Genomic DNA, 16,931 nt, shown 5'->3' on the forward strand with positions numbered 1-16,931 from the left:
GGACTCCAAATGGACTTAGCACTGGACGAAGAGACCCTGGCCTTTGCGGCCGAGGTGCGGGACTTCCTGTCGGCCAACGCCGAGTCGATCCCGACAGAGTCGTATGACAACGCGGAAGGCTTTGCCCAGCATCGTCATTGGGACAAGGTGCTGTACGACGCAGGCCTGTCGGTCATCAACTGGCCGGAGAAGTACGGCGGCCGCGACGCGTCGCTGTTGCATTGGGTGGTCTACGAGGAAGAGTACTTCCGTGCCGGAGCACCGGGTCGCGCCAGCGCCAACGGCATCTCAATGTTGGCACCGACGTTGTTCGCACATGGCACCGAAGAGCAGTTGGACCGCATCCTGCCGAAAATGGCCAGCGGCGAACAGATCTGGGCGCAGGCGTGGTCGGAGCCCGAATCCGGCAGCGACCTGGCGTCGTTGCGGTCCACCGCCACCAAGACCGAAGGCGGCTGGCTGCTGAACGGCCAGAAGATCTGGAGCTCGCGGGCGCCGTTCGCCGAGATGGGCTTCGGACTGTTCCGTTCCGATCCCTCGGCGCAGCGACACAACGGGTTGACCTACTTCATGTTCGACCTGAAGGCCAAGGGCGTGACCGTGCGGCCCATCGTCCAGCTGGGCGGGGACACCGGATTCGGTGAGATCTTCCTCGACGACGTCTTCGTGCCCGACGAGGATGTCATCGGCACCCCGAACGAGGGCTGGAGCGCGGCCATGAGCACGTCCAGCAACGAACGCGGCATGTCGCTGCGCAGCCCGGCCCGCTTTCTGGCGGCCGCGCAACGGCTGGTGCAGCTGTGGAAAGACAACGGCTCCCCCACCGAATTCGCCGATCGAGTCGCCGACGCCTGGATCAAGGCGCAGGCCTACCGGCTGCAGACGTTCGGCACGGTGACCCGGCTGGCCGCCGGCGGGGAGCTGGGTGCCGAATCCTCGGTGACGAAAGTGTTCTGGTCCGACCTCGACGTGGCGATTCACCAGACGGCGCTGGACATCCGGGGCGCCGACGGGGAGCTGGCCGGGCCGTGGACCGATGGTTTGCTGTTCGCGCTGGGCGGCCCAATCTATGCCGGTACCAACGAAATTCAGCGCAATATCATCTCCGAGCGGCTGCTGGGCCTGCCGCGCGAAAAGTCCGGAGGCAAGAAGTGAAATTTGCGCTCGACGAACAGCAGCGCGACTTCGCGGCCAGCATCGACGCGGCGCTGGGTGCGGCGGACCTGCCCGGCGCGCTACGCGCGTGGTCCGACGGCGACGTCGCACCCGGCCGCAAGGTATGGGAGCAGCTGGCCGACCTCGGCGTCACCGCACTGATAGTGCCGGAGAAATACGACGGCCTCGACGCCCACCCGGTGGATCTGGTGGTCGCGCTCGAACGCCTCGGCCGCTGGTGTGTGCCGGGTCCGGTCACCGAATCCATCGCCGTGGCACCGATTTTGCTCGCCGACGACCAGCGCAGCGCCGAGTTGTCCAGCGGTGAACTGATCGCCACGGTCGCGCTGCCGCCGCACACCCCGCGCGCGGTGGACGCTCAAGCCGCCGGGCTGGTGCTGCTGGCCACCGGCGACGGCGTCAGCGAAGCGGACGCGGGGGGATGCCACCGGTCCGTGGACCCCAGCCGGCGCTTGTATGACGTGGCGGCAACCGGTGCGACTTGGCAGGCAGACATCCAGCGCGCCTTTGAATTCGGCGCACTGGCAACTGCGGCGCAGTTGGTCGGGGCTGCCGAGGCCCTGCTGGATGCCACCGTCGAGTACGCCAAGCAGCGCGCGCAGTTCGGCCGGGTGATCGGCTCCTATCAGGCGATCAAGCACAAGCTGGCCGACGTACACATCGCGATCGAACTGGCGCGCCCACTCGTCTACGGCGCGGCCTTGTCGTTGGAGCCCCGTGAGGTGAGCGCGGCGAAAGCCGCGGCGTCCGATGCCGGCCTGCTGGCCGCGCGGTCGGCGTTGCAGACGCACGGCGCGATCGGCTTCACCCAGGAGTACGACCTGTCACTGTGGCTGCTGCGGGTGCAGGCGCTGCGGTCGGCCTGGGGCACGCCGGAGGCGCACCGGTGCCGAGTGTTGGAGGCATTGTGAGTTGCGCCGGCGACGATGCAGCGCGCAGCAATGAAGAGGAGCGGCGCCATGACTGAAGAACGGGAACTGCTGCGTGAGACCGTCGCTGCGCTGGTCACCAAGCACGCCAATCCCGCGGCGGTGCGGACCGCGATCGCAGCCGAGCACGGCTATGACGAATCGCTGTGGCAGCTGCTGTGCGAGCAGGTGGGTGCCGCCGCGCTGGTGATACCCGAGGAGCTGGGCGGGGCCGGCGGCGAATTGGCCGACGCCGCAACGGTTCTGCAGGAGCTTGGCCGCGCCTTGGTACCCTCCCCGTTGCTGGGCACCACGCTGGCCGAGCTCGCGCTGCTGGCCGCACCCGAGCCGGACGCCCAGACACTGGAAGCGCTGGCCGCGGGCGACTCGATTGGAGCGCTGGTGTTCGACGCGGACTACGTCGTCAACGGCGACGTCGCCGACGTCGTGGTCGCAGCGGCCGACGGAGAACTGAGCCGGTGGACCCGGTTCAGCGTGCAGCCCGTTACCGCGATGGACCCCACCCGGCGGCTGGCCCGAATCCAGCCCGAAGACACCGTAGCGCTAGGCCCCGACCCGGGCCTGGCCGACACCGCGGCCATCCTGCTGGCGGCCGAGCAGATCGGCGCCGCCGAACGCTGCCTGGAACTGACCGTCGAATACGCCAAGAACCGGGTGCAATTCGGCAGGCCGATCGGCAGCTTCCAGGCCCTCAAGCATCGGATGGCCGATCTGTATGTCGCGATCGCCGCGGCCAAGGCCGTGGTGAACGAAGCCTGTGACGACCCCACCCCCACCAACGCCGCAACGGCTCGGCTGGCCGCCACCGAGGCGCTGTGTACTGTGACGAGCGAGGGCATCCAGCTGCACGGGGGCATCGCGATCACCTGGGAGCACGACATGCACTTGTATTTCAAACGCGCACACGGCAGCGCCCAGCTGCTCGACTCGCCACGAGAGGTGCTGCGCCAACTCGAATCCGAGGTGCTCGAAACGTCGTGAACGCCTCCGTCGCGCTGCGCGCCGGCATCCCGCCCTTCCATGTGATGGATGTCTGGCTGGCGGCCGCGGAGCGCCAGCGCAGCCACGGCGATCTGGTCAATCTGTCGGCGGGGCAACCCAGCGTGGGCGCTCCGGAGCCGGTCCGCGCCGCGGCGGCAGCGGCCGTGCAGGCCAACCAGCTGGGCTACACCGTCGCCCTGGGCATTCCCGAGCTGCGCGCTGCTATCGCGGCGAATTACCAACGCCTGCATGGTATCTCGGTTGAACCCGACGCCGTGGTAGTCACCACGGGATCCTCAGGCGGGTTCCTGCTGGCATTTCTGGCCTGCTTCGATGTCGGGGATCGGGTCGCGCTGGCCAGCCCCGGCTACCCGTGTTACCGGAACATCCTGTCCGCGTTGGGATGTGAGGTGGTGGAAATCCCGTGCGGTCCCCAGACCCGATTCCAGCCCACCGCACAGATGCTGTCCGAACTCGACCCTCCGGTGCGCGGTGTCATCGTGGCCAGTCCGGCCAATCCCACCGGCACCGTCATACCGCCCGAAGAGCTGGCGGCAATCGCATCGTGGTGCGACTCCTCCGGCGTCCGGCTGATCAGCGACGAGGTCTATCACGGGCTGGTCTACGAGGGTGCCCCGCAAACCAGCAGCGCCTGGCAGACCTCACGAAATGCCGTGGTGGTCAATAGCTTTTCCAAGTACTACGCGATGACCGGCTGGCGGCTGGGCTGGTTGCTGGTGCCGCCCGAGCTGCTTCGTGCGGTGGACTGCCTGACCGGCAACTTCACCATCTGCCCGCCGGTGCTGCCGCAACTCGCCGCGGTCGCCGCGTTCACGCCGCAGGCAACCGCCGAAGCCGAAGGCAACCTCCACCACTACGCGGTCAACCGCTCACTGCTGCTGGACGGGCTGCGCGGAATCGGTATCGACCGGCTGGCTCCGACCGACGGTGCGTTCTATGTCTACGCCGACGTCTCGGACTACACCGACGACTCGCTGGCATTCTGTTCAAAACTGTTGGCCGACACCGGCGTTGCGATTGCTCCCGGTATCGACTTCGATACCGCGCGTGGCAACAGGTTCGTCCGGCTGTCGTTCGCCGGACCGACCGGCGACATCGAGGAAGCCCTGCGCCGAATCGGGCCGTGGCTGTCGGTCAGCGGTTGAACTTACCGGCGAGGTACTCGGCCCGGGCGGCACTACGGGCCAGTTTGCCACTGGTAGTGCGGGGAATGGTGCCGGCGGCCACGAGCCGCACGTCGGCGATCCGAACCTGGTGGTTGCGCGAAATCGCCGCCCGCACAACGTCTGCGATCTGACCGAGGTCGGTACGTCCGGCGCCCGCGGCCCGCTCGGCCACGATCACCAGCTGCTCGCCGGAGCCACCCTCGGTGGATCCGAGCGCCTCGGCGGGAACGGAGAAGGCGGCGACATAGCCGGTACGAATGGCCGGCGACGACTCGCTGACCGTGGTCTCGATGTCGAACGGGTAATGGTTGCGGCCGTCGATGATGATCAAGTCCTTGATCCGGCCGGTCAGGTACAGCTCGCCGTCCAGGTAGACCCCGAGATCACCGGTCGCCAGCCAGCAGCCGTTGTCGGCGGCACCCTCGGCATGGCTGCCCCTGCTGAGCCGGGACTGCAGCTTGTTGCCGAACACCCGTCGGGTTTCATCCTCGCGTCCGAAGTAGCCGCGGCCGATGTTGACGCCTTGCAACCAGATTTCGCCCACGGTGCCGTCGGGCACCTCGGCGCCGTCGGGGTCGGCGATCACCGCCCACTGGTCGGGGATCGGCTGCCCGCAGGACACCTGGGCGACCGCGTTGGGATCGTCGGGTTCCACGACCACCGCGCGCCCGTCGCCGAGCTGTTCGCGGTCGAGGTAGATCACGCTCGCCGCGGCCTCCTGCGAGATGCTGGCCACCGAGAGCGTCGCCTCCGCCATCCCGTAGGACGGCTTGACCGCGTTCGCGGGCAGCCCGTAGGGAGCAAACGCGTTGGTGAACTTTTCAATGGCCGACATCGTGACGGGCTCGGATCCGTTGAGGATGCACACGACGTTGCTGAGGTCGAGAGTTTCGCCCGCCGGCGGCAATCCACGCTCGGACGTCAGTTCGAAGGCAAAGTTCGGCGCCGCCGCGAAGGTGCGGCCGTAGGCCGACTCGATGCCCAACTGCTTGATCCAGCGGTAGGGCCGGCGAAGAAACGCCATCGGATCCATGATCGTGACGTGCGCCCCGAAGAACGCCGTGAACATGATCATCATCAGCCCCATGTCGTGAAACAGGGGTAACCAACTCACCGTGCGCACATCCACGTCGAGCCCGCCGGACATGACCATCTGCATCGCATTGGTGTAAACGGAGCGGTGGGTGATCTCCACCCCGGCCGGTGACCGGGTCGAACCCGAGGTGTACTGCAAGTAGGCGACGTCGTCGGTGTGCAGGTCTGCGCCGGTGAACATCGCACCAAGGGTCTCCGGCAGCGCGTCGACCGCGATCATCCGCGGGCGCTCGTTCGGCGCCAGCGTCCGGATGAACGTGCGAACAGACTCGGCGGCGGCGGTCGTGGTCAATACCGCGGCGGGGCGGGCGTCTTCCAGCACCGCGGCCAGCCGCTCGGCATGCCCGGACATGGTCGGCGCGAACAGCGGCACGGCGATATTGCCTGCATAGACGCTGCCGAAGAACGCCGCGACGTAGTCGAGGCCCTGCGGCGCGAGGATCGCCACCCGGTCCCCCGGCTTGGTGACCTGCTGCAGCCGGGCGCCGATCGAGCACACCCGGACCCACAGCTGGTTCCAGCTGAGCACCACGGGCCGCCCGTCTGGTTCGTGGGAGTAGTCAAGGAAACGGTAGGCCGGGCTGTCCCCGTGCTCGGCGCGGTTCTTGTCGAAGTACGACGTCAGCGTCAGGCCTTCGGGTACGACGATTGCGACCTCGGGGGACGCGAATCGTTCCGCATCGTCCGAGGTGGCCACAACATCATCCAAACAAAGATCCCGACTCACGGTAGGACAGATTAATAGGCGCGTGTGCTATTCGCCGCACCGGTTCGATATGGCGGAGATCACGATCGGGCTACTATCGGCGCTTTTGTCACTGCTCGGGGCCTGGTGGCACGGCCCAGGGCGTCGGGATTCATTTGCCGGGCGACCATTTTGGGCGGACGCTTTTCGGTCGCCGCGACGACCGGCGAAACGTTTCTTGCAAACCCGGCACGCGTCGGGGATTTTGTCGCTCAATTGCCGACGATATTGGCGATGCGCGCTTCGAGCCGGCCGCGCTCGCCGACGTCGTCGATATTGATGCCGAACCGGTCACTCAGCGCGTCGACCACCGCGGCGGCATCGTCGAGAACGATCTTCTCGGTCCCGCCGTCGCGGTGGATGGCCAGGTTACGTCCGGACAGATTGATCCGGGCGTCGCCGCTGACCCGGGCGACCATCAGGCCGGTCACGAAGTGCGAGGCCGGGTTTGTCGAGACGTACCAGCTGCCCATCCGCAGATCGATCTGCGGCCGGGTCTGGGTGGTGAATTCGTACAGCGATTGCCATTCGCCGCGCAGTTCCGCCTGCAGCACCAGGCCGTCGCCGCGGTCCTCCAGCCGGTAGGGCTCGTGCGCGGTTTGTTGCACGTTGCCGATTTCGAAGCGAATCGGAGACGTCAGGGTCTGGCCGCCGAAGCCGACGTCCACGAGATAGGACCCCTGCGAACCGGGGAACGTTACGGCTAACACGGTGTGGGTCTGCGCAGGCGTCGCAGCGTCGGGCGCCAGCATCCAGATCACCCGCCCGGTCAACCGCCGTACCCGAAAGCCGACTTCGGCCAGCACGTAACCCAACAGCCCGTTGTGCTCGTAGCAGTAACCGCCGCGGCGCCGGTGCACCAACTTGTCGATCAGGGCGTCTGGACCCAGATCGTCGACCGGCACGCCCATCATCGGATCGAGATTCTCGAACGGGATGGACTGGGTGTGAGCGGTCACTAGACCCTGCAGCACCTCGAGGGTCGGTTCGACCGCACCGCCGTAATTGATCCGGTCGAAGTACGCAGTCAGATCCACTGTCATGGCTCCATTCTGACCGAGGGTTAACCCGCAGGAAACCCAAGGCGACAGAGGGTGTTTGAACAAGTTCATACCTCGCCGAGTCCGTCCCGCTCGAAGCGCGGGCGAGGTCCCTTTTAGTTACGCTTGAGCACGCGAGTCACACTTACGCAGGAGGTTGGCGCCCGTGGCTGATGCACCCAAGACCGAAGGCCCGGCATCGGCCGTCAAGGGCATCCCGGAGGAGTTGGCCGCCGCCGGATTCGACAACGCCCGCCAGGTCGGCAAGGGCGGCGCCGGGGTGGTCTACCGCTGTCACGAGACGGCGTTGGGCCGCAAGGTCGCAATCAAAGTGATGCCGGCGAGTTTCGACGAGGAGAGCCGCGAGCGCTTTCTGCGCGAGGGATATGCGATGGGTGGGCTCTCGGGGCACCCGAACATCCTGAACATCTTGCGCGTCGGCATCACCTCGAGTGGCCAGCCCTACATCGTGATGCCTTACTGCGCTGAGGATTCCCTGGCGGTACGGCTGCGGCGTGAGGGTCGAATCCCATGGCCGGAGGCCATGCGAATCGGGGTGAAGTTGAGTGGCGCATTGGAAACCGCCCACAAGACCGGCATTTTGCACCGTGACATCAAGCCCGCGAACGTGCTCGTCAACGATTACGGCGAACCGCAATTGGCCGACTTCGGGATCGCTCACATCCAGGGCGGCTATGAAACCACGAGCGGGTTCTTCTCCGGCACAATCGACTACACACCGCCGGAGTCGTTGGCAGGCAATCCCGCGACGGTGGTCTCCGACGTATATTCGCTCGGCGCCACGATTTACACACTGATCGCCGGAACTGCCCCCTATGAGCGCCTGGCGAGCGAAGACCTCGTCGCTCAATACCTGCGTATCAGCACCACCTCCGTCCCCGATTTGCGCGCCAACGGAGTGCCCGACGCGGTCTGCGCTGCAATCGAAGCGGCGATGGAGGTGGACCCCGCGGACCGTCCCTCGTCCGCAGCGGAATTGGGCCGCGAGTTCCAGGCGGCCCAGCGCAGCAACGGCTTGCCCGCCGACGCGATGGCGATCACCGATTCCGGTCGCCACTCGATACGTGCGGCGGCCGTTGAGATCTCCCAATTGGAGGGGCCCGCTTCCGGCGACGACGGCGCGCCGGCACCGTCCACGGCCCCGGCCACCCGGGTCCGGGAATCGGTGATCCAGCGCGAGTTTTCGGATGCGGCACCGGTCTTGCGCGCCGTCTACGACGCCGAGGTGCAGCCAGAGATTGCGCAGACGCACCAGGACGGCGACGACGGGGCACCTCCGGAAGGCGATTCGTCCGGCCCCGCCGGACCGCCCGGTGGAAAGCCTCCGCTGCGGTCGCGGGCGGCGGGGTGGTTCTCGGAGCCGGGAAAGAAGCGCAGCCGCATCGGATTAGCCGCCGGCGCGGCCGTCATGGTCGCTGTGCTGGTCGCCGGCACCGTCTATGCCACACTGCCGTCCGGCGGGGACAACCACACGACCGCCTCGAATGCGCAACAGCCCCCGGCACACCCCGCACAACCGGCTGTGCAGTGGACACCGATCTCGGATGCGCGGGTGGCCCGCTATGCGGTGGCGACGACACAAGTCGACGGCACCATCTGGGTTTTCGGCGGAATTCGAAGCGACGGCACCGTCACCGCGCGGCACGAGGGCTACGACCCGGCCATCGACGAATGGAAACGCGGCGACGATCTGCCCGTCGCGGTTTCGCACGCGATGGCGGTCAACTGGCAGGGCAACCCGGTGGTGCTCGGCGGCTGGACGACGGCTGAGGGTAAAAACGTTGCAGCAGACCAAGTTTGGCGGTTGGTCAACGGTCACTGGGTCGAGCTGCCGCACCTGCTGCAGCCCAGGGCCGCCGCCGCGGCAGCGGTGGTGGGCGACCGCATCGTCGTCACAGGCGGCGTCGATGCGAACGGCGCCCTGCTGAACACCACCGAAGTGTTCGACGGCAATGCGTGGACGCTGGGCGCGCCACTGCCCACGCCCCGGCAGCTGCTGGCCGCGGCCTCGGACGGAAAACTGGTGTATGCGCTTGGCGGAACGAACGGCGCCGACTTGGCCACGGTCGAGGCATACGACATCGGCATGAAAGCGTGGACGTCGTTGCCCGCGTTGCCAAAAGCCCGCAGCGAGCTCGGCGCGACGGTCGCGGACGGAAGCCTGGTGGCGCTTGGCGGCGTTTCGTCGGGCCAGGTCCTCAAGAGCGTCTCCATCTACGATCTGACGACCAGAACCTGGTCCGGTCTGCCGGATATGGCGACCGCACGGCACGGCATGGCGGTCGCCTCGGTGGAGCGGTCGGTCTATGCAATCGGCGGATCGACGGCGATCGGGGACCAGCAGGCGATCACCTCGGCCGAGATGATCAAACTGCCGCCCCGCAAGACCCAGCCGGCACCGCCGTGGCGTTCGCTACCGGACGCTCCGACTCCCCGGCTGATGATGGCCTCGGCCGTGCTCAACGACAAGGTCTGGATCCTCGGCGGGCTGCGCAACGGCGTTGCGCTGCAAACGGTTGAGAGCTACGAGCCACGCACCGGAATCTGGGAACCCGGGCCTGCGTTGCCGATCGCGCTGCACCACGCGGCGGCGGCGGCCTACCGCGGCGAGGTCGTTGTCCTCGGCGGTACAGGCGACAACATCGCCGACGGCTCGAACAAGGTATTCGCGCTGCACGGCGGCAACTGGGTCGAGCTACCGTCGATGCGGCACGGCAGGGCGGCGCCGGCCGCGGCGGTCGTCGGAGACAAACTGGTGGTGGTCGGCGGGCAGAACGGCAAGCAGCTCGTCCCGCAAACCGAGATCTTCGACGGCACTTCGTGGCAGGACGCCGCCGACCTGCCGACCCCGCGCGAACACCTGGCCGCGGTTTCGGACGGCGCGTACGTCTACGCGCTCGGCGGCAGGTCGCTTTCGCCCGACCAGAACTCCGGGGCACTGGAGCGGTTCGACCTCGGGTCGGGTACGTGGGCGAAGTTGGTGGGTATGCCGACACCGCGCGGCAGCTACGGTGCCACCTACATCGACGGGCGCATCGTCGCGCTCGGCGGCGAAGAGCCGTCGAGGGTGCTGAATGTCGGCGAGATGTACGACATCGCCACCGGGAAGTGGACGACGCTGCCGCCGATGCCGACCCCGCGCCACGCCGAGGTGGTGGCCACGGTCGGCAACACCGTCTACGTCATCGGGGGTGCGAACCGCCCCTCACACGAGGGTCCCGTCGCGACCGTCGAGGCCCTTGATTTCAACTAGTACGGCTGTTCAGGACGCCTTTGCTCGTTGTCTCACGCGTTCGGCCACGCCACGTCGCCGGTCCCGACGGATTTCCGCCGATTGATCATGGTCGAATCATGTCCCCGAACAGGCCCCTAGGGATACTCTTGAGCTCGCGAATTCGACAATCGCGGGGAAGTTGAGCGCCAAGGATATGGGTGATGGGTCCCCCAAAGACGCAGCGCCGCCCAGCGGCATCATCGCGGAACTGTCCGACGCCGGATTCGAGGACGCACGCCAAGTCGCCAGGGGCGGCGCAGGAGTCATCTACTGCGCCTACGAGACAGCGCTCGGTCGCAACGTCGCGATCAAGGTGTTGCCTTCGCATATCGACGAGGAAAGCCGCGAGCGCTTTCTGCGTGAAGGCTATGCGATGGGCGGACTCTCGGGGCATCCGAACATCGTCAACATTCTGCGCGTCGGGGTGACCGACAGCGGCCGGCCCTACATCGTGATGCCGTACATGTCCGCGGATTCCCTGGCGGTCCGGTTGCGCCGCGAAGGGCCGACCGCCTGGCCCGAGGCATTGCGAATTGCCGTAAAGCTTTGCGGCGCACTGGAAACCGCACACCGAAGCGGCACCTTACACCGGGACATCAAGCCCGCTAACGTGCTTGTCAGCGACTACGGCGAGCCCCTGCTGAGCGACTTCGGGATCGCCCACATCGAGGGTGGTTACGAAACCGCGACCGGGTTCTTCTCGGGCACAATCGACTACACCGCGCCGGAAGTCATGACCGGTAAGCCGGCCACCGTGGCCTCCGACCTCTACTCGCTGGGCGCCACGATCTATGCGCTAATCGCCGGCGCGGCCGCCCATGAACGCAAGAACGACGAGGACCTCGTCGCACAGTATCTGCGCATCAGTACGACACGGATTCCCGACATGCGCCCGGAAGGAATCCCGGAAGCCGTCTGCGCGGCGATCGAGCATGCGATGGCGATCGATCCGGCGGAACGGCCCGCGTCCGCAGCGGAGTTCGGCCGCGAATTGCAGGCCGCACAGAAGCTCAGCGGATTGCGACCCGATTCGATGGCGATCACCAACACCGCAACCGAATCGGGACGGCAGCTGAACAAGCCGCCCGGCGGCGGCACGGAGACGTCGATCGCCTCCACCGACGCCCTCGCGTCGGCACCGGACGGTACGACGTCGACCGTTCCCGGCTCGGTCCCCCCTGCCGCGGACCCGGGCTCCACCCGGCAACCGGGTGACGTCATCGGGGGCGCGTCGCCGCGCCCGCAGCCCGCTGCTCCCAGTCAGTCCGAGTTCACCCAGGCGGCGAACATCCTCAGGGGCGCCTCCGCCGCGGAAACCCAAGCATTGCTTGGTGCTTCGGCGCCGGGCGGCGGCGGATCCGGCATGCCACCGAGTGGTCCGGGGCAACCGCCGTCGTCCGGTTCGGTCCCACCCTCCTGGCGCAAGCCGATCCTGGTCAAGGTGCGGGAGTGGTTCAGCGAGCCGGGCAAAAAGCGCAACCGCATTGGGCTGGTCGCCGGCGCGCTCGCCGTCGTCGTGTTGCTGGTCGTCGGCGGTCTGTTGTTCCTGACACCCGACAACAAGAACCAGCAACCGGTCGCGGGCAAGCCGACGACCCAGGCGCCGGTGGTGTGGAAGCCGATCACCAACGATCGCGTATCGCGCGTCGAGACGGCGACGACACAGGTCGACGGAACCATCTGGGTATTCGGCGGGATCCGGAGCGACGGCGCGGTCACCGCACTGCAAGAGGGCTACGACCCCGTCATCGACAGCTGGAAAGGCGGCGACGATCTCCCCGTCGCCGTGCAGGATGCGATGGCCGTCAACTGGCAGGGCAACCCGGTCGTACTCGGCGGCTTCAAAAGCGTCGGCGGGAAAAGCGTTGCGACGGATCAGGTTTGGCGAGTCGTCAACAGTCGTTGGGTGGAGCTGCCTCGGCTACTGCAGCCACGCGCGGGAGCAGCGGCCGCGGTCGTGGGCGACCGCCTCGTCGTCACGGGCGGTGTGGACGCCAACGGCGCACTGCTGAACACCACCGAAATCTTCGACGGCACGTCCTGGACCCTCGGCGCTCCGATACCGACCCCGCGCCAACAGCTTGCCGCGGCCTCGGACGGCAAGCTCGTCTACACGGTGGGTGGCACCACCGGGGACTCCGACCAGGTCAACGTCGAGGCGTACGACCCGGTCGCCAAAACCTGGACGACGTTGCCCCCACTGCCCCAGGCGCGTAGCGACCTCGGCGTCGTCATCACCGACGGACGGCTGGTTGCCGTCGGAGGCGTGTCCGGCGGGCAGGTTCTCAAAAGCGTTTCGGTGTTCGACCTGATGAGCAAAACGTGGTCGGGTCTGCCCGACATGTCGACCCCGCGACACGGCATGGCGGTCGCGGCGGTCGAAAAGTCCGTCTACGCGATCGGTGGATCGAGCGTCATCGGCAATGGCCAGCCGACGTCGACGGCCGAAGCACTGAAGCTGCCGGCCCGCAAGATTCAGCCGGCCGCACAATGGCGCTCGCTGCCGGACGCGCCGACCGCCCGGCTGATGATGGCGTGGGCGGTGCTCAACGGCAAGATCTGGATCATGGGCGGCCTGCGCAACGGCGTCGCCCTGCAGACGGTCGAGAGTTTCGACCCGAAGACCGGAGCCTGGGAAACGGGGCCGCCGTTGCCGATTCCGCTGCACCACGCGGCCGCCGCGACCTACCGCGGCGAGGTGGTCATCCTCGGTGGCGCCAGCGACAACATCGCCGACGGTTCCAACAAGGTGTTCGCCCTGCGCGGCGGCAATTGGGTGGAGTTAGCGCCGCTGACGCACGCTCGCGCGGCGCCGGCCGCGGCGGTGGTCGGCGACAAGCTCGTCGCCGTCGGCGGGCAGAACGCCAAGCAGCTGGTGCCGCAAACCGAGGTGTTCGACGGCAGTTCGGGGAAAGACGCCGCCGACATGCCCACCCCGCGCGAACACCTCGCCGCGGTCTCCGATGGCACCTATGTGTACACCGTCGGCGGCCGGTTCCTGTCCTCGGACAAGAACTCCGCGGCCTTGGAGCGGTTCGACCCGCAATCCGGACAGTGGACCAAGCTCGTCGGTATGCCGACACCACGCGGCAGCTACGGCGCCACCTATATCGACGGCCGGATTCTCGCGGTCGGCGGCGAAGAGCCGACCCGCGTGCTCAACGTCGTCGAGATGTACGACATCTCCGAGGACAAATGGAGCACGCTGCCCCCGATGCCGACGCCGCGGCATGCCGAGGTGGTCGCCACGGTGGGCAACACGGTTTATGTGATCGGTGGCGCGAACCGGCCGACGCATGAGGGCCCGATCGCGACCGTCGAGGCCTTGGACTTCATGTAGCCATAGACTGTCCGGCCGCAGCCGGCAGCAGAGATTCCTGCCGGAAGCAGCGCTTTCAGCCGTTGTTTGATATATGTCGAATATGGGGACCCGTTAATTCGGATCGGCCCGGTGGCCCGCCCCCTCAACGGGCCACCGGGAACCCATCACCGTGATGCTCTCTGAAATGCCCCGAGACGGCGGCATCGAAACCACTTACCGGCAAGGCGATCCGACACAGTTCGTAGTTTTATTTGTGTGCAATATGGGGACTCGTCCAAGGGGCCACAGCGCCAACAACACCCACCTTGGAAAACGGAGCCCAGGATGAGCACAAACACAATGTGGATTGTGATAGCCGTAGTAGCAGTCTTGCTGATTGCCGCTCTGGTCGTGGTGATCAGCAAGAGCCGGACACGCCACCGTCAGCGGCAGGCCGAGGCGATTCGCGAGCAGGCAAGAGTCGAGTCGGCCAAGGTCGAACGCCGAGAAGCACTCGCCCAGGAGACCGCCGCGAAGGCACGTGCGGCGCAGGCGGAGGCCGAAGTGAAGGCGGCCGAAGCCGCACGGCTGCAGGAGCGGGCCGCCCAGCATCAGAACGACGCGGCGACATCGCGCGAACAACTCCAGGAACAGTTCGACCGTGCCGACAGCATCGACCCGAAGACCGCGAAGCAGGACAAGCAAGCAGACGAGACCGACGAACTCACCTCAGACCGCAGCGCGGCCTGGTCGTCAGCGGGTGACGATCTGCGAACCGGCCCGGAGGCAGTCCGACAGGAAACCTACCGAGGCACAAACGGCTGAGCGCCGACAGGCTAGAGCCAGGTGTCCTGCGTCGTCGTGGTGAGGAAAGCTTCCAGGTCGTCGCGCCACTGAGCGGGCGTCGTCTTGTCCGGTTCGATCCCGGTGTATTCACCGCGATAGAACAGCAGCGGCCGCGGTTTGATCTTGGGCGCTTCCGACAAGGACCGCACGGCGCCGAACACCACGAAGTGATCGCCGCCGTCGTGCACGGAAGCCACCGTGCAGTCGATATGGGCAAGCGATCCGTCGATGATCGGCGAGCCGAGCTCTGATGCGTGCCAGTCGATTCCGGCGAACTTGTCGGGTTCCTTGGATCCGAACCGGGCCGAGACGTACTTCTGGCTCTCGGTCAGCATGTTGACGCAGAACCGCCCGCTTGCCTCGATGGCCTGCCACGACCGCGACACCTTGGTCGGGCAGAACAGCACCAGCGGCGGGTCCAGTGACAGCGCCGCGAAGGACTGGCATGCGAAGCCGATCGGAACGTCGTCGTGCACGGTGGTGATGATCGTGATCCCGGTGCAGAACTGACCCAGCACGTTGCGGAACGTACGCGGGTCGATCGGCGCGGCCATGGTCAACCCTTGAAGCCGACGCTGAAGTCGTGACCCCACAGGCTGATCGCGGTGCTCTCCCGGGCGATCCAATCGTTGTCTTCGACTTGTCTTCCCTCACAACCGAATTCGACATCGAATCCGCTGGGTGTCTTCATATAGAAGGACAGCATCAGGTCGTTGACGTGGCGGCCCAGCGTGGCCGACATCGGCACCTTCTTGCGCAGCGCCCGGTCCAGACAGAGCCCGACGTCGTCGGAGTTCTCCACCTCGACCATCAGGTGCACGATGCCGCTGGGAGTCTGCCCCGGCATGAAGGCCAGGCTGTGATGGCGGGGATTGCAGCCCAGGAAGCGCAGCCAGGCCGGCGGGCCGTCGGCGGGCCGTCCGACCACCTGCGGCGGCAGCCGCATCGAGTCACGCAGCTTGAAGTCCAGCACGTCGCGGTAGAAGTGCAGAGTCTCTTCGTCGTCCCGGGTGGTCAAGACCACGTGCCCCAGGCCCTGCTCCTCGGTGACGAACTTATGCCCGTACGGGCTGACCACGCGACGGTGTTCGAGGGCGGCGCCGTGGAAGACCTCCAGGCAGTTACCCGACGGGTCGGAGAACCGGATCATCTCGTCGACCCGGCGATCGGCCAGCTCGGCGGCGGTGGCCTCCTTGTAGGGCGTGCCCTCGACGTCGAGACGATTTCGGATCTCTTGCAGCCCTGCGGCATTCGCGCATTCCCAGCCGGCTTCGATCAGCCGGTCCTGCTCGCCCGGCACGATCACCAGCCGGGCCGGGAAATCGTCCATCCGCAGATACAGCGCGCCTTCGGTAGTCCCCTTACCCTCGACCATGCCGAGGACCTTCAGGCCGTATTCGCGCCAGGCCGCCATGTCGGTGGCCTCGATGCGCAGGTAGCCCAGCGAGCGGATGCTCATCACGCACCTCCCAGGAAATCGATGGTGAGCTTGTTGAACTCGTCGAACTTCTCCACCTGTGCCCAGTGCCCACATTGCCCGAAAACGTGTAGCTGTGCACGCGGGATGGTCTTGAGTGCGACCAGGGCGCCGTCCAGCGGGTTGACCCGATCCTCGCGGCCCCAGATCAGCAGCACCGGCTGGCGCAGCTTGTGCACTTCGCGCCACATCATGCCGAGCTCGAAATCGGCTCCGGCAAAAGACATTCCCATCGCCCGAGTCGCCGTCAGCGATTCGGGCGTACTGGCCAACTCGAAGCGCTGCTCGACCAATTCGGGGGTGATCAGTTTCTGGTCGTAGACCATCACCCGCAGAAAGGCCTCGAGGTTCTCCCGGGTGGGCTCGGCGGAGAACTTGCCCAGCCGCTTGACGCCCTCGGTCGGGTCGGGGGCGAACAGGTTCACGCTCACCCCGCCGGGGCCCATCAACACCAAACGTCCGGCCTTGTCCCGGTAGTCCAGCGCGAACCGGACCGCGGTCCCACCGCCCAGCGAATTGCCTACCAGCGGAACACGTCCCAGGCCCAACTGGTCGAAAAGACCCTTGAGCGCGCGGGCGGCGTAGTGGTTGAACTGCCCGTGTTCGGCGCGTTTGTCGGAGTGGCCGTACCCGGGCTGGTCGACGGCCAGCACATGAAACCGCTGCGCCAGCACCGGGATATTGCGCGAAAAGTTCGTCCAACTCGCCGCACCCGGACCGCCGCCGTGCAGCAGCACGATCGTCTGCTCGTTCCCTTCGCCCGCCTCGTGGTAATGCAGCTTCAGCGGCCCGTCGACGTCCACCTCCGCGAAGCGCGAGGTGGACTCGAACGTCAACTCCCCCGTAGTCGCCGTCACGG

The 16,931-nt window shown here is 66.7% G+C and carries 12 protein-coding genes; 7 read left to right on the forward strand and 5 right to left on the reverse strand.

Annotated elements, in window-relative coordinates:
- Positions 1-9: 9 nt before the first annotated feature.
- The 4 genes from MAAFP003_RS24895 to MAAFP003_RS24910 are packed head-to-tail and all read left to right on the forward strand — an operon-like array spanning position 10 to position 4,252.
- Positions 10-1,155, forward strand: coding sequence for an acyl-CoA dehydrogenase family protein (locus MAAFP003_RS24895; protein WP_096290306.1), 1,146 nt, complete (start codon positions 10-12; stop codon positions 1,153-1,155).
- On the forward strand, positions 1,152-2,087 hold the full coding sequence (locus tag MAAFP003_RS24900) for an acyl-CoA dehydrogenase family protein (protein ID WP_096290307.1): 936 nt from the start codon (positions 1,152-1,154) through the stop codon (positions 2,085-2,087). The genes MAAFP003_RS24895 and MAAFP003_RS24900 overlap by 4 nt, the downstream gene beginning before the upstream one ends.
- A 48-nt stretch (positions 2,088-2,135) precedes the next feature.
- A complete protein-coding gene (gene ipdE2, locus MAAFP003_RS24905) occupies positions 2,136-3,086 on the forward strand; it encodes an acyl-CoA dehydrogenase IpdE2 (protein ID WP_096290308.1) in 951 nt (316 codons plus the stop codon).
- Between the two features lie 44 nt (positions 3,087-3,130).
- Positions 3,131-4,252: a pyridoxal phosphate-dependent aminotransferase gene (locus MAAFP003_RS24910; RefSeq protein ID WP_423790955.1), complete on the forward strand. Its 1,122-nt coding sequence runs from the start codon at positions 3,131-3,133 to the stop codon at positions 4,250-4,252.
- Here the strand turns inward: MAAFP003_RS24910 and MAAFP003_RS24915 are convergent.
- Together MAAFP003_RS24915 and MAAFP003_RS24920 are read right to left on the reverse strand one after the other, a co-directional pair.
- The gene (locus MAAFP003_RS24915) at positions 4,242-6,065 is read right to left on the reverse strand and encodes a fatty acyl-AMP ligase (RefSeq protein WP_243394192.1); all 1,824 of its coding nucleotides are present in this window, start codon (positions 6,063-6,065) and stop codon (positions 4,242-4,244) included. The two genes, MAAFP003_RS24910 and MAAFP003_RS24915, sit on opposite strands and share 11 nt — an antisense overlap.
- A 260-nt stretch (positions 6,066-6,325) precedes the next feature.
- Positions 6,326-7,156, reverse strand: coding sequence for an arylamine N-acetyltransferase family protein (locus MAAFP003_RS24920; protein WP_096290311.1), 831 nt, complete (start codon positions 7,154-7,156; stop codon positions 6,326-6,328).
- Between the two features lie 163 nt (positions 7,157-7,319).
- Here MAAFP003_RS24920 and MAAFP003_RS24925 point away from each other — a divergent pair, with 163 nt between their 5' ends.
- From MAAFP003_RS24925 to MAAFP003_RS24935, 3 genes are all read left to right on the forward strand, one after another.
- Positions 7,320-10,427: a Kelch repeat-containing protein gene (locus MAAFP003_RS24925; protein ID WP_243394193.1), complete on the forward strand. Its 3,108-nt coding sequence runs from the start codon at positions 7,320-7,322 to the stop codon at positions 10,425-10,427.
- A gap of 175 nt (positions 10,428-10,602) precedes the next feature.
- Positions 10,603-13,788, forward strand: a complete 3,186-nt coding sequence (locus MAAFP003_RS24930) for a serine/threonine-protein kinase (RefSeq protein WP_096290312.1) — start codon at positions 10,603-10,605, stop codon at positions 13,786-13,788.
- A gap of 306 nt (positions 13,789-14,094) precedes the next feature.
- Positions 14,095-14,574: a hypothetical protein gene (locus tag MAAFP003_RS24935; RefSeq protein ID WP_207768609.1), complete on the forward strand. Its 480-nt coding sequence runs from the start codon at positions 14,095-14,097 to the stop codon at positions 14,572-14,574.
- 11 nt (positions 14,575-14,585) lie between these two features.
- Here the strand turns inward: MAAFP003_RS24935 and hsaB are convergent, their stop codons facing one another.
- The 3 genes from hsaB to hsaD are packed head-to-tail and all read right to left on the reverse strand — an operon-like array spanning position 14,586 to position 16,929.
- A complete protein-coding gene (hsaB, locus tag MAAFP003_RS24940) occupies positions 14,586-15,149 on the reverse strand; it encodes a 3-hydroxy-9,10-secoandrosta-1,3,5(10)-triene-9,17-dione monooxygenase reductase subunit (RefSeq protein WP_096290313.1) in 564 nt (187 codons plus the stop codon).
- A gap of 2 nt (positions 15,150-15,151) precedes the next feature.
- Positions 15,152-16,054 carry an iron-dependent extradiol dioxygenase HsaC gene (gene hsaC / locus MAAFP003_RS24945; protein WP_096290314.1) on the reverse strand — a complete coding sequence of 301 codons (903 nt, stop codon included), beginning with the start codon at positions 16,052-16,054 and terminating at the stop codon, positions 15,152-15,154.
- Entirely contained in the window at positions 16,054-16,929 is an 876-nt protein-coding gene (hsaD, locus tag MAAFP003_RS24950) for a 4,5:9,10-diseco-3-hydroxy-5,9,17-trioxoandrosta-1(10),2-diene-4-oate hydrolase (RefSeq protein WP_096290315.1), read from the reverse strand. Before hsaD ends, hsaC begins: the two co-directional genes overlap by 1 nt.
- Positions 16,930-16,931 lie beyond the last annotated feature (2 nt).

The sequence above is a fragment of the Mycobacterium ahvazicum genome (assembly GCF_900176255.2).
Classification (GTDB): domain Bacteria; phylum Actinomycetota; class Actinomycetes; order Mycobacteriales; family Mycobacteriaceae; genus Mycobacterium; species Mycobacterium ahvazicum.

What these genes read in the sequence shown, in the direction of transcription:
- ipdE2 (WP_096290308.1), top strand. Translation starts at nt 2,136, where the DNA reads ATGACTGAAGAACGGGAACTGCTGCGTGAGACCGTCGCTGCGCTGGTC.
- MAAFP003_RS24920 (WP_096290311.1), bottom strand. Translation starts at nt 7,156, where the DNA reads ATGACAGTGGATCTGACTGCGTACTTCGACCGGATCAATTACGGCGGT.
- MAAFP003_RS24910 (WP_423790955.1), top strand. Translation starts at nt 3,131, where the DNA reads ATGGATGTCTGGCTGGCGGCCGCGGAGCGCCAGCGCAGCCACGGCGAT.
- MAAFP003_RS24930 (WP_096290312.1), top strand. Translation starts at nt 10,603, where the DNA reads ATGGGTGATGGGTCCCCCAAAGACGCAGCGCCGCCCAGCGGCATCATC.
- MAAFP003_RS24895 (WP_096290306.1), top strand. Translation starts at nt 10, where the DNA reads ATGGACTTAGCACTGGACGAAGAGACCCTGGCCTTTGCGGCCGAGGTG.
- hsaB (WP_096290313.1), bottom strand. Translation starts at nt 15,149, where the DNA reads ATGGCCGCGCCGATCGACCCGCGTACGTTCCGCAACGTGCTGGGTCAG.
- MAAFP003_RS24935 (WP_207768609.1), top strand. Translation starts at nt 14,095, where the DNA reads ATGAGCACAAACACAATGTGGATTGTGATAGCCGTAGTAGCAGTCTTG.
- hsaC (WP_096290314.1), bottom strand. Translation starts at nt 16,054, where the DNA reads ATGAGCATCCGCTCGCTGGGCTACCTGCGCATCGAGGCCACCGACATG.